The organism is Veillonella sp. AF36-20BH (assembly GCF_003602765.1).
Taxonomy (GTDB): domain Bacteria; phylum Bacillota; class Negativicutes; order Veillonellales; family Veillonellaceae; genus Veillonella; species Veillonella hominis.
In genome coordinates, this window is sequence record NZ_QTLR01000001.1 from 2,501 (window position 1) to 18,980 (window position 16,480).

Below are 16,480 nucleotides of genomic sequence, written 5' to 3' on the forward strand. Positions count from 1 at the left end.
GTGGACGAACCGCTGGTGTACCAATTATCCTGCCAAGGGTACAGTTGGGTAGCTACGTTCGGGACGGATAAACGCTGAAAGCATCTAAGCGTGAAACCAGCCTTGAGATGAGGTTTCTCATAGCAAAAGCTAGTAAGATCCCATGTAGACGACATGGTAGATAGGCCAGGTGTGGAAGAGCCGTGAGGTTTGGAGCTGACTGGTACTAATCGATTGAGGGCTTTACTTAAGCAACGTAAAACATTAAGCAGAATGTGCAACAAATATATATACTTCTATGTGGTTTTCAGAGTACAAACTCTGACAGATTCAGTGGCGATGGCTATGAGGATCCACCTGTTCCCATCTCGAACACAGTAGTTAAGCTCATAAACGCCGAAAGTACTTGGCTGGAGACGGCCTGGGAGGATAGGAAGCCGCTGATTGATTAAAGGCACACCTGAGGGTGTGTCTTTTTTATGTATGGCTTCCTATCCTCCCAGGGTACCTGGTGAGCAGGGCAGTAGAAGATGGAGGAGTAAAGCGACGACAGATTCACTGCATCGCTTAGTTCGGAGCGTAAGATGGACATGTAGCGAAGCTACATAAGTCCATCCACAGCGACGAACACCCAGTATCCTGGAGGAAAGAACCGTACATAAGGACTCGCTGATTGACTAAAAGAAAAAGGTCTACCTAAAGGTAGGCCTTTTTCTTTTTGCTAGTCTTCGACTAGCTAACCCTACTAGAGCAGCCTCCAGCCAAGGTTGTAGAGGTTGTATCTATGTACGTGTCCGTGTAAGACGGCCCTGGGAAAAGCAGGGCAGTAGAAGATGGAGGAGTGAAACGACGACAGATTCACTGCATCGCTTTCTTCCGAACGTAAGATTTACCGAGCTGCGAAGCAGAGAAGGAAAATCCACAGTGAGGAAGCAAGTAGGGCAACCGAAGAGGTCTTAGAGCTAAGCGACGCAGCCGAACCATATGAGTGCTTCCGAACGTAAGATTTACCGAGCTGCGAAGCAGAGAAGGGAAATCCACAGTGAGGATTGATAGGAAGCCGCGGCTAATGGTAGTATCTAACTAATCCATACGGTAACGAGGCACAACGTGCCAATGTTACCGAACCGTAAAGCAGTTGAGCTACTTTAAATATATGTAAATAAACTTTATCTAATCGATACCGCGGTGCGCAGCACCAATGGTATCGAACCGTAAACTAGTTGAGCAACTCCATATTTATGTAAATAACAAGCCCCATGATCACAAAATCATAGAGCCTATATATTAATAACAACTTATTAGGAATTTAATATATATACAAAAAAAGAGCTGCCTAAGCAGCTCTAATTCTTTATTATTCTACACCAACCATTACGCTAGTGGATTTGATAACAGCGACAACTTCTTTGCCAACTGCTAAGCCTAATTCTTTAACGGATTGAATAGTAATGTCAGCAGTAACAATATTATTATTACCTACGTTGATTTTTACGATTGCATTTACAGCGCCTTCTTGGATCTCAACGATAGTACCTTTTAATTGATTTCTTGCACTTAATTTCATGGATATCTCCTTAAAAAACAATACAAAAAGTATATATATTATAATATTTTGCATATAATTTGTGATATACATTACATCACAAATTATATGGAGCGGGCGAAGGGAATCGAACCCTCCTCTCAAGCTTGGGAAGCTCGCATTCTACCGATGAACTACGCCCGCACGATGTAAATATTGTATCATATATTTACATATACATTCAAGTAATCATAGATATATCTATGATTATACCTATAGTAGTAAATGTATTGAATTACTTTCAATCTAGATGTATAAAATAATAGAAAAGGAGGAATTCGTATGTCAAAAGTATATAAAGTTCATAAATGGTTATCTATCATTTCCTTAATTTTCTTCTTAATGTTTTGTATTACAGGATTAGTACTCATGTTTCGAACTGAGTTAAATGCATGGGCTCAAGGTGGAACAACACATCATTCATCAGCTATAATGTCGATGAATGAACATGAAGAATCTATATTTAAGTATGCTGATCAGGGGGCACTACTTGTTAAACAGAAATATCCATCAAAAGATATTTTGAATATATCCCCTGCTATGGGGGCTACACATATTTTACGGTATCGTATTATTGAATCTACGGCTACGGTAGCACCTCCAGCTCGCATGGGAATGGGTGGGGATTATGTTTTATATAATCCTATATCTAAAGAACTGATTACTTCACATAATGAGCCTCCTGTACATCCTTGGATTCGTAGTATGTTACATACTCTTCATCAATTACATACACGATTAGATTTAGGTAAAATTGGCATATATATTGTAACATTCTTATCATTTTTATGTAGTCTCACTATTATTTCAGGGATTTTTTTATATGGTCCATTTCATAAAAGTTATTCTAAAGCCTCTGTTTTATCTAAGAAAATGAAAATAGGTGCATTACATCGTGAATTCTCAATAGTTGCAACGGTCTGGGGATTTATATTATGTATAACAGGTGTATGGATTGGGGGCTTTTTTATTGCAAATGATAACTATAATGCCGATGTACTTCATAATGCTAAACAGGAACTTTCGATTGGACAATCTGAAATATTGCAACCATCAGAAGCAATTTCTCGTATAATGAAAGTATATCCAGATCGACAAGTTATTTCTATGGATTATCCATCTAAGTTTAACAATTACCATTATGCATTTTATTTAGGTGCAGAAAATGATGATGATCCAGCTATGTTTCTTGGACAGCCTGTATATGCTAACTTGTATGTCGATTCTAGTAATGATAGATTTTCTACTAAAGCAGTTCCATGGTATTTTACAGGTATGACGACTATGATTAACCTACATATTCATAATCATAATACGATGGCTCTGAAGATATTGTGGGCTATATGGGATATTGTTCTCATTATTGGTATCGTGACTGGACTTATGATGACTATTATTAGAAAGTATAAAAAATCAGATGTAATTCTATCTAAAGTATCGGTAGAGGAAAAGCATATTTGGCGTACACCATTATTTTGTAGTATATCTGTTCTTATAGGATTGCTTCTACCACTTTGGCAAAATCCTGTTATGAATACGATTGCTGCTATTTGTTTAACTGTATCACTTATTGTATTTTTTATCTCTTTACTTAAAGAAAGTAAACAATATTGATTATTTTCGAACTGAAATGATATAATAATAAATATAGTTGTTTTTATATACATAAAAATACGTATTATTATTTATGACTCAGAAAGTGGTAGTTATTATGAATTTTATAAAAGCATTTTTCCAGTCAGAGTCTGCTGGTGGGATATCCTTGCTGTCCGCTGCTATTTTAGGCGTTCTTGTGGCGAACTCACCGATTGCAGCACAGTATTTTGCAGTCATGCAAATACACCTTGGTCCAATGACTATACTGGAGTGGGTAAATGATGCCTTAATGGCTCTTTTTTTCCTTTATGTTGGTATAGAGATCAAGAAGGAAATGATTTCTGGGGAGCTTGATACGAAGGCGAAACGTGTGCTTCCCGTATTAGCCGCATTTGCAGGTGTTATTACGCCAGCTATTGTGTATTATTTTGCGGCTGGATATATGCCAGAATATAGACATGGTTGGGGGATTCCTACCGCTACAGATATTGCTTTTGCTATAGGCGTTATTACAATGCTTGGTAATAAGGTATCTACAGCGATGAAAGCCTTTCTAGCTGCATTAGCTATTATTGACGACTTGATTGCCATAGTCGTTATTGCTCTCTTTTATGGGGCAGGCGTTAACTTTATGGATTTAATAGCTGCTGCGGCTGTAACTGGTTTACTGATTTATACTAATAAGCAAGGCTATTTAAGACCACTTCCGTATTGTGTTCTAGGATTAGTTCTTTGGTATTTAGTTTTAAAATCTGGTGTGCATGCTACCATTGCCGGTGTTGTACTGGCTATGACAATTCCTTTTAAAGGTAAAGTTATAGATAAGGTAGTATATCCTATGGAAGAATGGGCCCATGCTTTACGCAATTGGGTAAACTTCTTAATTATACCATTATTTAGTTTTTTAAATGCTGGTGTATCCTTTGCTGATTTTTCCATAGACAATTTATTCCATCCTGTAATCATAGGTGTTTCATTCGGTTTGATTTTAGGAAAACAATTAGGTATATTCTCTGCTGTCTACATTTTAGTTCAATCTAAAGCAATTAAGATGCCTACAAAAACGACGTGGCCTGAAATTTATGGCACAGCTATTTTGTGTGGTATTGGCTTTACTATGAGTCTTTTTGTTGCTACACTGGCTTTTCCGCCAGGTATAACACAAGAAATGGCTAAGGTAGGTATCTTTATAGGATCAATCACGGCAGGCTTGCTAGGTGCGATTGTCCTAATTTTAGCTTATCAAATACGCAAGATGCGTGGTAAAATTTAATAAAATAATCTTTTGTAAGTATAGAAAGGATTCAAATGGAACGCATTTTTGTTTTCTTACGTTCTCCAGGCGCAGCTACATCTGTACTCCTAGGAGCAACAGTACTCGCTTTAATTTTAGCGAACTCTCCATCATCTGAACAATACTTTCAAATCGTTAATCACCATATAGGTAATCTAACAATTTTAGAATGGGTTAATGATGCATTGATGGCAATCTTTTTCCTTTTTGTAGGTCTCGAAGTTAAGCGTGAATTAGTATCAGGTGAGCTTAATACTAATGCTAAACGTGTGATGCCAGGCATTGCTGCATTATTTGGTGTTCTAACACCCGCTTTTATCTACTACTTAATTGCAGGTTTTCATTCTGAATATATACATGGTTGGGCAATACCGACTGCTACGGATATTGCATTTTCCATCGGTATTATATCTGCGTTAGGCTCTAGAGTGCCGAATTCAATGAAAGTATTTCTAACAGCTCTTGCCGTTATAGATGATTTGATTGCTATCATCGTAATTGCAATCTTCTATGCGTCAAGTATTCACATGATGTATTTAGGTGCAGCTGTCGTAGTTGTAGCTGCTTTAATCTACTGTAATAAGCAAGGATATGTACGACCTTTACCATATATCATTCTAGGGTTTATCCTTTGGTATTGTGTATTAAAATCTGGTTTACATGCAACTATGGCTGGTGTAATCTTAGCTATGACAATTCCTTCAAAAGGGAAACGAGGCCGTAAGTATGTTCGCCCAATGCAACATTGGGAACATTTATTGTCCAATTGGGTTAGTTTTTTAATTGTACCAATATTTGCATTCTTTAATGCTGGTGTAGATTTACGTAATGTATCTGTTAATGACTTAACGCATCCTGTAGTGCTTGGTGTTGCATTAGGCCTTATTATAGGGAAACAATTAGGTATTTTTGGTGCAGTATTTGCGATGGTGAAATGTGGCCTTGTACCAATGCCTACAGAAGCTAATTGGAAGCATGTATATGGTACTGCGATTGTATGTGGTATAGGCTTTACAATGAGTATCTTCGTATCTATCTTGGCATTTGAACCAGGTCACGCTCAAGAAATGGCAAAAGGTGGCGTTATACTTGGCTCATTAATCTCTGCATTATTTGGTTACATCTTCTTAAGACTTGTTGGTGCAAACCGAAAAGAATGTCATATTGGTGTATACCATAACTGCTAAAATTAAATAAAACTATTAAATCTCCATTGTAGACTGAAGAGAATTTCCGACTTTAGAAGTAATCTAAGTGAATATTCTTGCAGGATATAATGGAGATTTTCATTGGTATCTTATAATTTTATGATATATATGTAATACACCTTTAAAATTATTACTATAACTATAATTTAATATATGAATTATTGATATTAATAGAACCTTTATGGTTTATAGATTATTTAAAACTGTATAGTATACTACTTAATGTAAGGTGAGGTGTATATGATAAAAAAAATAATTATTACATGTACGCTTGTTTGTATGATTGTAATGGTATCCTCTGTATCATTAGCAAAAACTATTGATCGGGGGCAACGAGGGCATCACGTTAGTAAGGTGCAAACCATGTTAAAGCATCAAGGTTTTTTACATGATTCTATAGATGGCATTTACGGTCATAATACAGAACAGGCTGTTCGAAAATTTCAAAAATCTAAAGGGCTCCCTGTAGATGGTCGTGTTGGTCCTGCTACGATGAATGCTTTGGAAAAGATGGAGACTCGTTATGGTGGCCATGGCACAGAACGCAATCATAATGGAGTGCCTAATAAATACTCTAAAGTTTTAACGATGGAGGCTAGTGGCTATTCATCTCAAGATCCTGGCAACGGAAAATATACAGCTACAGGTAGTCGTCTACGGAAGGGACTTGTGTCTGTAGACCCTAAATTAATTCCTTTGGGAACGCGATTATATATTGAAGGTTATGGCTATGCTGTAGCTGACGATGTAGGTGGTGCTATTAAAGGGCATCGCATTGATTTAGCTTTTGATTCTCGTGCAGAAGCATTGCAGTTTGAACGTCAATCTGTAAAGGTTTATATTTTATAATGATGACTCTCTAGCTTTATATAACTATATGATAGGTTTATAGACTAAAATCATATTCTTGTATAAAATGCTAGAGAGTTTTTCTTTTACCGAATTATAATGTATTCAAAACCTCGAATATTCGGAAATTATGGTATAATATAGATATATGATGATGACTCATGATGTTAAATTGATGAGTATACTCAATAGTTATATGATGAATGGTAAAGGATAACCCTATGGATAAAGTACGGCGTGTAGAACGAATGGTGGCAATGACAAAACTGTTAGTTGATTCACCGCAAAAATTGATTCCTTTAAATTACTTTTGCGACTTTTTTGGCATGGCTAAATCAACGGTTAGTGAAGATTTAACATGTGTAAGGCAGTCTATGGAACACTTTCAACTGGGGACCTTAGAAACGGTGGCCGGTGTAGCTGGTGGGGTACGATTTATTCCGCATCGCAAGGGCACACAAGCGAACGATATTTTACGAGATGTGCAAGCTCGTTTAATGGAGCCAGATCGCATCATTCCAGGTGGTTTTATTTATATGTCTGATATCTTATATGATTGGCACGTAATGACACGTCTGGGTGAGATTATTATGACTCGTTTCGTGGACCGTGAACCGGACTATATTTTGACTGTAGAAACAAAGGGGATTCCTTTGGCTGTAATGGTAGCGAGAGCTTTCAATAAACCACTTGTTATTGCTAGACGTGATAGTAAGGTAACAGAAGGTTCTGCTATTAGCATTAATTATGTAACAGGTTCCTCTGGGCGCATTCAGACTATGACTCTAACTAAACGGGCAATTCCTCCCAATGCGAAGGTGTTAATTATCGATGACTTTATGAAAGCTGGCGGTACCGCTAAGGGACTTAAGGAATTAGTTCTTGAAATGAGTGGGGTCGTTGTTGGCACAGGTGTTCTTGTAGCTACAGCTGAACCAAGTCCGAAGTTGATCGATGATTATGAATCATTATTTACTTTTTATGGTATCGATGAAAATACAAAGAAAATTAGTATAGATCCTGTGTTAGATACAGAGTAAATCATTAATATTAGGAAGATTATAGGCTGATATAATGGTTTATATTGAGTATTGACCTATGGGCTAAACAATGACGTAAATAATAATATTTAAAATGGTTTAGAGATATAAGAGATACCAGATAGGAGATTACTATGAATATTGCAAGCCTTATTTTAGCTGCTGGTAAGGGCACGCGTATGAAGTCTAAATTGCCAAAAGTGTTACACAAGGTCGGCGGTAAGGCGATGGTAGAACGCGTTCTTGAAACGGTTCAATCCATTGGTACCAATCGCGATGTTGTTATCGTTGGTTTTGGTGGCGATGCAGTACAAAATTACTTGGGAGAGCGTGCTGAATTTGTTCGTCAAGAAGAACAAAATGGTACAGGTCATGCAGTTAAGATGGCTCAACCAGTACTTGGTGACTATGATGGTACAATCTTATTGTTATGCGGTGATACTCCCCTGGTTACAAAAGAAAGTTTAGAAGCGCTTTTAGAAGAACATAAAAATTCCGGTGCAGCAGCTACAATCTTAACTGCTCATATGCCGGATCCAACTGGTTATGGACGTATCATTCGTAATGAAGTGGGTTCTGTAGTTCGTATCGTAGAACAGAAAGATGGTAAACCTGAAGAATTAGCGGTTCAAGAAGTAAATACAGGTATGTACGCTTTTGATAGTAAAAAATTATGGCCTTGCTTAGATCAATTATCTGATGATAATGCCCAAGGTGAATTGTATATTACTGATGTAGTAGGTATTCTCGTAAATGGTGGCGACAAGGTAAGTGCATACATGACTAAGGATTTTGAAGAATCTTTAGGGGTAAACTCACGTTTGCAATTAGCAGAGGCTGAAGCTATATTAAAACATCGTAAAAATGTTGAGTTAATGACTGCTGGCGTAACAATTATTGACCCTGAAAATACCTATGTGGCTCCTGAGGTAACAGTAGGTGCAGATACAATTTTGCATCCTGGTACAGTCCTTGAAGGTGATACTATCATTGGTGAACGTTGTGAAATTGGACCACATACTCGTTTGACGAATGTAAAAGTCGGTAATGATACGATTATCCATTTTACTTATGGTCATGACTGTGAAGTAAAAGACGGTGTAGATGTAGGTCCATATGCCCATTTGCGTCCAAATACAGTTTTAGGTAATAAGGTTCATGTAGGTAACTTTGTAGAGGTTAAGAACTCTATTGTTGGGGAAGGTACCAAGTTTCCACATCTCTCCTATATCGGCGATAGTGATGTTGGGGCCGGTGTTAATATTGGCTGTGGCACTATTACCGTAAATTATGATGGGAAAGTTAAGCATCGTACGACTATTGGTGATGGTGCATTTGTTGGTTGTAATAGTAACTTAGTAGCTCCTGTAACAATAGGTAATTATAGCTATGTAGGTGCGGGCTCAACTATTACTAAAAACGTACCAGATAAGGCCTTGGCGGTAGGTCGTAGCAAGCAAATTGTGAAAGAAAATTGGGTAACAGAGGATACTTTCAAAAAGAAATAAAAAAAATCTCATATTTTTTAACACAATTAGGTCAAAATAGTATACAATAAAAAGGCAATAGTGTGTATCTGTAATGTATGGATTATGGATAAGTAACCAGTATAGGAGCAAATGAAAGGGTAACAAAATGGCATTTGAAGACGGCAAAAAACTCAAGATTTTCACAGGTAATGCAAATCCTGCATTGGCAAAGGAAATTTGTGATTATTTAGGGTTGCCTTTAGGTGAAGCATTTGTAGGTCGTTTTAACAATGGCGAAGTACAAATAATGATTGATGAAAGCGTACGTGGCAAAGATGTATTTATCATTCAACCAACTAGCTATCCTGTAAATGATAATTTAATGGAACTCATGGTTATGGCTGACGCGTTAAAACGAGCTTCTGCACGTCATATCACTGCAGTAGTTCCTTACTATGGCTATGCTCGCCAAGACCGTAAGACTCGCGGTCGTGAGCCGATTACAGCTAAATTAGTAGCTAATTTGATGCAAACGGCAGGTATTACACGTCTTGTAACAATTGATTTGCATGCAGGACAAATTCAAGGTTTCTTTGATGTGCCTGTAGATCATTTGTTTGGCGCATCTATTTTGGCTAAATATATTAATGAAAAAAATATGGAAGATATTATCGTTGTATCTCCTGACCTTGGCGGTGTTACAAGAGCTCGTGATTTGGCTGACCGCATTGGTGCACCGATTGCAATCATTGAGAAAAAACGCCCTGAACCAGGTGTGGCTAAAGTTATGAATCTCATCGGTGATGTGGCAGGTAAAAACTGTATTATTATCGATGATATCGTAGATACAGCTGGATCCTTGGTTGAAGGTGCTAAAGCATTGGAAGAATTCGGTGCTAAATCCGTTACCGCCGCTGTTACACATGCAGTGTTGACAGATCCGGCAAGTGAACGAATTGCAAATTCCAATATTAAGGAACTTATCGTTACTAATACTATTCCATTGCCGGAAAATTGCAACTTACCAAATATTACGCAATTATCCGTAGCTCCATTGTTGGGTGAAGCAATTATGCGTATCTTCCATGAAGTGTCTGTAAGTAATTTATTTGATAAATAATAGGTGATTTTTGAAATTAGTAGTAGGCCTCGGTAACCCCGGCAAGCAATACGAAAAGACAAAACATAATATTGGATTTATGGTTATTGATGCCATTGCCGATAGTGTCCCTCACACGCCTTGGAGAGAGGAGCAACGTGCTGAGGTATGCAGTATTACCGTAGATGGTGAAAAAGTATTGCTTGTAAAGCCGCAAACATTTATGAATCTAAGTGGTGAGTCTGTAGGACCGTTAATGCGGTACTACAAAATTGATCCATCTGATGTGTATTGTATCTATGATGACATGGATTTACCTATAGGTAAGTTGCGTATTCGACCAAATGGTAGTTCGGGTGGACATAATGGGATTAAATCCTTAATTTCCCATATAGGAACAGAAAATTTTCCTCGATTCCGCGTGGGAATTGGACGTCCGTTACCACAATGGACTGTCATTGATCACGTTTTAGCACCATTTAGTGAAGAGTCGCAAGAGAAGGTACAAAAAGGTATTAAGGATACGGTAAAAGCCGTATTAGGCACCCTAGAGGTAGGTATGGATAAAGGCATGAATCAATTCAATCCTAAACGTCGTCCACAGCGATAAATACATGCATAAGGGCATGAGTCTCATTGAGATTCATGCCCTTTTTACGAGGTACATATGAGTAATCAAGAAAAAATGCCTTTTGTAGAGGCTTTAGAATCATATAAAGAACAACATTTCGTGCCCTTTCATACACCAGGTCATAAGATAGGCGTTGAAGCACCTCAACTATTAAAGAATTGGATGGGGCCAGCGTTACCCTATGACTTAGGTGTTATGTATGCTTTAGATGATTTACATGAACCTGAACGGGAATTAAAAGAAGCGCAAGACTTAACAGCAGAGTTATATGGAGCTGATTGTTGTTGGTTTTCTATTAATGGTACTACAGCTTTGATTGAAGCCATGATTATGGGGACTGTAGGGCCTGATGAAATCATTATCATTCCTCGAGAAGCACATCGTTCCGTTATTAGTGGGCTTGTCCTCTCAGGAGCCAAACCAGTATATATGGACTGTGATTTTGATGAACGCTGGGGAATTCCACTAGGTGTATCATTAGAAAATGCTATCAAATCAATGGATGCACATCCAGAGGCAAAGGCGATTCTTTTAGTTTATCCAAACTATTATGGCGTGGGCATAGATATTGTTAATATCATACAAGAGGCTCATAAGCGGGGACTTATTGTACTTGTTGATGAAGCTCATGGGCCTCATTTGCCGTTCTCTGAAAGTTTACCTATAGAGGCTATAGAGGCTGGAGCAGATTTGGTGGCTCAAAGTACACATAAATCTGTTGGCTCTTTGACACAAACATCTTGGCTATTAGGGCAAGGTAAAAAAATTGATAAGCGGCGTATTACGCAAATGCATCAAATGCTACAAAGTACGAGTCCAAACTATATTTTCCTTGCTTCCTTAGATATGGCGCGCCATCAATTAGCCACAGCAGGTAATGATTTAGTAAGTCGTGGACTAGAGTTGAGTATGTACTTACGTGAGGAACTCAATAAAATTTCTGGTATTGCTACTATGGAATATACAGATATTCAAGAGCGGGTAATAAATTATGATTGTACTAAGGTGCTGATTGATGCAAAAGGCTTAGGTTTAACAGGTGTAGAATTTGAACATTTATTGCGCAATCATCGTATCGAAGTGGAGTTAGTACAGGCAAATCATGTGTTAGTGCTTATTACCATAGGTGATACAAACGAGTCTGTAACTGCTCTTATTAAGGCTGTACAAGCTGTAAGTGAAAAGGTGTTACGTACATTTAAAGAATTTAATAATACAGAGGAAGAGCAATTGCAAGACATTAGTAAAGATTCTGCGCTGCTGCCAGCGCCTATTGTGCGCATAACCCCTCGTAATGCTATGTATGCAAATCGTGAGCAAATACCGTTAAAAGAAGCACTTCATCGTATTGCAGGGGAGACAATTGCTTATTATCCACCGGGGATTCCCTGTGTAGCAGTAGGTGAAGAGATTAGTGCCTCTGTGTTACAATATATAGAGAATCGAAAGGCTCTAGGTTATGTACCTAATGGGTCTGATGATATGACATTGGAAACAATTTGGGTGTTACAGGAGTAATTATGGGGACTTTGATTATATTAGAAGGCGGAGACGGCAGCGGTAAGGCTACACAAACTAAACTCTTAGTAGAACGCTTGACCAAAGAAGGGCATGCCGTTAAGTCTGTGAGCTTTCCAAACTATGATAGCGGCGCCGCTATGCCTATTAAAATGTATTTAGCTGGTGAATTTGGTAAGAATGTACATGATGTAAATCCTTATGTGGCAAGCTCCATGTACGCTATCGATCGATTTGCTTCCTTTAGAACTGATTGGGAACAGTTTTACAAAAATGGGGGAATCATCATTGCAGATCGTTATACAACGTCTAACATGGTGCACCAAATGGTAAAATACGATAATCCGAAGGAACGCACTGCATTTTTAGATTGGCTTGAAGATTTTGAGTTCCAAAAATTTGGCTTGCCTAAACCTGATGCGGTATGCCTTTTAGATATGCCCCTTGAAGTGAGCGAAGCCCTTATGGCGGAGCGCACTGGTAAAACAGGAGGCAATACTGGTGATATTCACGAAGGAAATCATGCATATTTAGTAGCCGTTCACGGTGCGTATGAAGAATTAGTAAAGCGTTATCAATGGCACCGCATACCTTGTGCTTATAAAGCTAAGTCTAGTCAGTATGCGTTGCGTACTATTGAAGAAATTCATAATGATGTATATAGTGTAGTAGAAAATCTACTACCTTAGAAAAAGGCGACTCTTTTAAAAGTCGCCTTTTTCCTATATAATATTAATATTGAGCATGTATTGATAGGAGGCGCTATGACATATTTTGATTCTATAATTGGTCAAGATTCGATTAAGGCACACCTATCTGAACTTGTAAGTCGTAATGCATTACCTCATAGTCTCTTGTTTTATGGCGAATCTGGTCTTGGCAAGCTAGATATGGCCATAGGCCTAGCGTCTTTATTACTAGGACGTCAAGTATTCTCTCAACCTAAGGGGGAATCTTATTTAGCAGAGGTTAAGGAAGCCCGTTTAGCAAATGGGGATACGGAAAAGCGTATCGAAGCCGAAGGATTACCTATCTATATGGATAAGGGTGATGCCTTTTGGATTCGCCCTATGAAAACAACCTTAAAGGTAGAGCAGTGGTATTCATTATTACAAGATCATCTGTCTGTGGCGGGCAATGGGAACCGCGTTGTCATTGTGGAGGACTTTCACACAGCCAATGCAGTTATGGCAAATGCTATGCTAAAAACCATTGAAGAGCCACCTGAACAGGTGTACTTCATCATTATTACGAACAAGATTAACACCGTATTGCCTACCATCATTTCTAGATGTATGGGAGTTGGTTTTAACAGTGTTGATGTAGATACGATTCGCACCGCTCTTGTAGCACGTGGAATTACCGGTGATATAGAACAGGCTTTATTAGCTGGTCATGGTAATCCACAATTGGTGGAAAAACTGGCGACACAAGGTCGCATTGAAATGCTAGAGTTAGCCGTTAAGGTGATGGACATATTAGCTTTTGAAACACGATGGTTTTCTATGATTTCCTTAGCTTGTGAAAGCTTATCTCGTGAAAATCTAACGGAATTGATGCACTGGTTACGCCTTATAAGTAGAGATATGATGGCTCTTAAAATCGGGGCTCAAGACACGCAATTACAAGTACCTATGTACAAGACTCAATTATTACGATTATTACCGCGCTGGTCCATGCAAGCATTGTCAGAGGTTATTACCGAAACATTGCAAGCAGAACGGGCTTTGCGCTTACATATAAAAACCGCTCTCGTGGTGGACGGTCTCTGTATCGCCCTTCATGATGCTCGGGAGGAGGATTAAATGCTAACCATAGTTGGCGTACGCTTTAAAAAGGCGGGAAAGATTTATTATTTTCAGCCTGAACAATTAGAACTATCCGTTGGGGATGGAGTTATCGTTGAAACAGCTCGTGGTGTAGAATACGGCACAGTTGTGATTGGACCAAAAGAGGTCTTTGAAGATTCTGTTGTTGCCCCTGTGAAACCTGTTATTAGACAGGCAACCTCTAAGGATTTGAAACAAATCGAGAAAAATAAAGAGCGCGAAGAAAAAGCCTTTGAAATTTGTCTCGAAAAAATTGAAAAACGCAAGTTACCGATGAAACTCATCAATGTGGAATATACATTCGATATGAATAAGATTATATTCTTCTTTACTGCGGATGGTCGTATCGATTTCCGTGAGCTTGTTAAAGATTTGGCAACTATATTTAGAACACGCATCGAGTTACGCCAAGTGGGTGTCCGTGATGAGGCTAAAGTACTAAATGGTATTGGTGCTTGTGGTCGATCTTTGTGTTGTTCAAATTTCTTAGGTGACTTTACGCCTGTATCGATTCGCATGGCAAAGGATCAAAATTTGAGTTTAAATCCTACGAAAATTTCTGGTGTATGTGGTCGATTGATGTGTTGTCTTAACTACGAAGATGATTTATATAAAAAAGGTGGCGATCTTTATGTAAAAAAGGAACGTCCACAAGTTCCACAAGAGGTAGCTCCTCCAGGTATTGGAAAGGATGTTGTTACTGACGAAGGTGTTGGTAAAGTTTTAAAGGTAAATCATCACAAACATACTGTAAAGGTACAGCTTGAAGCTGGTCGTACTATCGATTTAAAATGGTCCGAGGTGGCATTGCCTGATGAATGATCAAGAACGACTTGATGATTTAATTATCGATGGCTTACAGATTTACCAGCGTTCTGATATGTTTCGCTTTTCATTTGATGCTATAGCACTCATTCATTTTTGCCGATTTAATGGTCGTCATAGCTATGTTGATCTTGGAACTGGGACAGGGGTTATGCCGCTTATAGGTACGTCATTAGGGGCAGGTCATATTACAGGTATAGAAATTAATGAAACTCTCGTTGAGTTGGCTAAGCGTAACGTAGAACATAATCGTAAACAAGATGTGGTAAATATGTTATGTGGTGATTATCGGCATATGACATATCGCGATATACAAGATAAGCCTTTTGATGGTGTTATTGTTAATCCCCCTTTTTATGATTGTGAAAGCGGTGCAAAGCCTACATCTGAAGAGCGTAATTTAGCACTTCATGATGGACATACAACTTTATGTGATGTTCTGAAAGCGGTACAGTCCTTTATTAAATGTAAAGGTCGCTTGTGGATGATTTATAGTGCTAGTCGGTTGCAATATGTATTACATGAACTAGAAAGGTTTAACTTTCAAGCAAAACGAATTCGGTTTGTTCATGGTATGCTAGATAAACCGGCAAAATTAGTTTTGATAGAGTCTATTTTTCAAGGTCAGGCAGGTCTTGTACTTGAGCCACCACTCATCGTTTACAAAAAAACGAATGTGTACACGAAGGAGGTGTCCTCTTGGTATGAACGATAATGAATGGGGCACCTTATACTTGGTGCCTACACCGATTGGTAATTTAGGAGATATGACGTATCGATCTGTTCGTATTTTGGGTGAGGTAGATGCTATCGCGGCTGAGGATACGCGTCATACGGGCATATTGTTAAAACATTTTGATATTAAAAAGCCTTTGATTTCTTATCATGAACATAATAAGGAGGAGAAGGGGGCCTATATTATAGGTCTCTTATTAGAAGGACAGTCGGTAGCTTGTGTCAGTGATGCAGGCATGCCTGCTATTTCTGATCCAGGGGCAGACCTTGTAACAAAGGCTATTGAAGAAGGCATAACTGTAGTACCTTTGCCAGGTGCTAATGCAGCGTTAACAGCGCTTATTGCATCAGGTTTAGATACTAAATCCTTTACCTTTGCAGGGTTCTTACCTAAACGGGGTAAACATCGGGTTGAAGAATTACAACGACTTTCACAAGTGATGGGAACCTTGCTGTTTTATGAAGCACCACATCGATTGCAAGAGGTGTTACAAGATATGTATGAAGCCTTTGGCAATCGTTCCATTGTGGTGGCAAGGGAATTGACGAAGAAGTTTGAAACCTTTGTACGCACCGATTTGGAAAGCCTTGTGAAGGATTTAGAACAGCTCACCTATAAAGGTGAATTCGTCCTCATCGTAGGCGGTGCTGACACAGTGGAGTCCGATACTAGTGAAGTGTTGGATGAACCAGTATCTTATGAAGAGGCTGTGCAAGCCCTTGTAGATACAGGGGTACCTAAAAAAGAAGCTATTCGCCAGGTGGCAAAGCGTTTTAACGTTTCCCGCCGGGATGTATATAATATTGTAGAACGTTAAACCTT

Annotated in this window: 15 protein-coding genes, 1 tRNA gene and 2 rRNA genes (1 of these 18 only partly in view); 16 read left to right on the top strand and 2 right to left on the bottom strand. The window is 38.6% G+C overall.

The features are described 5' to 3' along the window. Window positions 1–229 (top strand): 23S ribosomal RNA (locus tag DW000_RS00005); its annotated part reaches 2,500 nt to the left of the window's first position; the annotation flags it as partial. A 79-nt stretch (window positions 230–308) separates the two neighbouring features. Further along, window positions 309–425 (top strand): 5S ribosomal RNA (gene rrf, locus DW000_RS00010). 911 nt (window positions 426–1,336) lie between these two features. Here the strand turns inward: rrf and DW000_RS00015 are convergent. Together DW000_RS00015 and DW000_RS00020 are read right to left on the bottom strand one after the other, a co-directional pair. Continuing rightward, the gene (locus DW000_RS00015; protein WP_004693239.1) at window positions 1,337–1,546 is read right to left on the bottom strand and encodes a TOBE domain-containing protein; all 210 of its coding nucleotides are present in this window, start codon (window positions 1,544–1,546) and stop codon (window positions 1,337–1,339) included. An 88-nt stretch (window positions 1,547–1,634) separates the two neighbouring features. Continuing rightward, window positions 1,635–1,708: transfer RNA gene (locus DW000_RS00020), tRNA-Gly, on the bottom strand. Window positions 1,709–1,846: 138 nt separating this feature from the next. On the opposite strand from DW000_RS00020, the gene DW000_RS00025 reads away from it, so the two are divergent. The 14 genes from DW000_RS00025 (at window position 1,847) to rsmI (ending at window position 16,475) form a co-directional block, all read left to right on the top strand. Beyond that, window positions 1,847–3,178, top strand: a complete 1,332-nt coding sequence (locus tag DW000_RS00025; RefSeq protein WP_120054598.1) for a PepSY-associated TM helix domain-containing protein — start codon at window positions 1,847–1,849, stop codon at window positions 3,176–3,178. 97 nt (window positions 3,179–3,275) lie between these two features. Next, entirely contained in the window at window positions 3,276–4,433 is a 1,158-nt protein-coding gene (nhaA, locus tag DW000_RS00030) for a Na+/H+ antiporter NhaA (RefSeq protein ID WP_004693243.1), read from the top strand. 35 nt (window positions 4,434–4,468) lie between these two features. Next, window positions 4,469–5,641, top strand: coding sequence for a Na+/H+ antiporter NhaA (gene nhaA / locus DW000_RS00035; protein WP_105086597.1), 1,173 nt, complete (start codon window positions 4,469–4,471; stop codon window positions 5,639–5,641). A 261-nt stretch (window positions 5,642–5,902) separates the two neighbouring features. Next, window positions 5,903–6,511, top strand: a complete 609-nt coding sequence (locus DW000_RS00040; protein ID WP_120054599.1) for a peptidoglycan-binding protein — start codon at window positions 5,903–5,905, stop codon at window positions 6,509–6,511. Window positions 6,512–6,732: 221 nt separating this feature from the next. Continuing rightward, window positions 6,733–7,551: a pur operon repressor gene (gene purR, locus DW000_RS00045; RefSeq protein ID WP_105086596.1), complete on the top strand. Its 819-nt coding sequence runs from the start codon at window positions 6,733–6,735 to the stop codon at window positions 7,549–7,551. Between the two features lie 134 nt (window positions 7,552–7,685). Then, window positions 7,686–9,059 carry a bifunctional UDP-N-acetylglucosamine diphosphorylase/glucosamine-1-phosphate N-acetyltransferase GlmU gene (gene glmU / locus DW000_RS00050; protein WP_120054600.1) on the top strand — a complete coding sequence of 458 codons (1,374 nt, stop codon included), beginning with the start codon at window positions 7,686–7,688 and terminating at the stop codon, window positions 9,057–9,059. Window positions 9,060–9,186: 127 nt separating this feature from the next. Next, window positions 9,187–10,140, top strand: a complete 954-nt coding sequence (locus DW000_RS00055; protein WP_008713587.1) for a ribose-phosphate pyrophosphokinase — start codon at window positions 9,187–9,189, stop codon at window positions 10,138–10,140. A 10-nt stretch (window positions 10,141–10,150) separates the two neighbouring features. Further along, a complete protein-coding gene (gene pth, locus DW000_RS00060; protein ID WP_024060200.1) occupies window positions 10,151–10,729 on the top strand; it encodes an aminoacyl-tRNA hydrolase in 579 nt (192 codons plus the stop codon). Between the two features lie 57 nt (window positions 10,730–10,786). Next, complete coding sequence (locus DW000_RS00065; RefSeq protein WP_120054601.1) at window positions 10,787–12,268, top strand: aminotransferase class I/II-fold pyridoxal phosphate-dependent enzyme; 1,482 nt, start codon at window positions 10,787–10,789, stop codon at window positions 12,266–12,268. Window positions 12,269–12,270: 2 nt separating this feature from the next. Then, entirely contained in the window at window positions 12,271–12,957 is a 687-nt protein-coding gene (locus DW000_RS00070) for a thymidylate kinase (protein ID WP_120054602.1), read from the top strand. 75 nt (window positions 12,958–13,032) lie between these two features. Beyond that, entirely contained in the window at window positions 13,033–14,073 is a 1,041-nt protein-coding gene (locus tag DW000_RS00075) for a DNA polymerase III subunit delta' (protein WP_120054603.1), read from the top strand. Further along, on the top strand, window positions 14,074–14,919 hold the full coding sequence (locus tag DW000_RS00080) for a stage 0 sporulation family protein (protein WP_012864130.1): 846 nt from the start codon (window positions 14,074–14,076) through the stop codon (window positions 14,917–14,919). It abuts the gene before it with no gap. Beyond that, entirely contained in the window at window positions 14,912–15,637 is a 726-nt protein-coding gene (locus DW000_RS00085) for a methyltransferase (protein ID WP_120054604.1), read from the top strand. The genes DW000_RS00080 and DW000_RS00085 overlap by 8 nt, the downstream gene beginning before the upstream one ends. Then, window positions 15,627–16,475: a 16S rRNA (cytidine(1402)-2'-O)-methyltransferase gene (gene rsmI / locus DW000_RS00090; RefSeq protein WP_120054605.1), complete on the top strand. Its 849-nt coding sequence runs from the start codon at window positions 15,627–15,629 to the stop codon at window positions 16,473–16,475. Before DW000_RS00085 ends, rsmI begins: the two co-directional genes overlap by 11 nt. Window positions 16,476–16,480 lie beyond the last annotated feature (5 nt).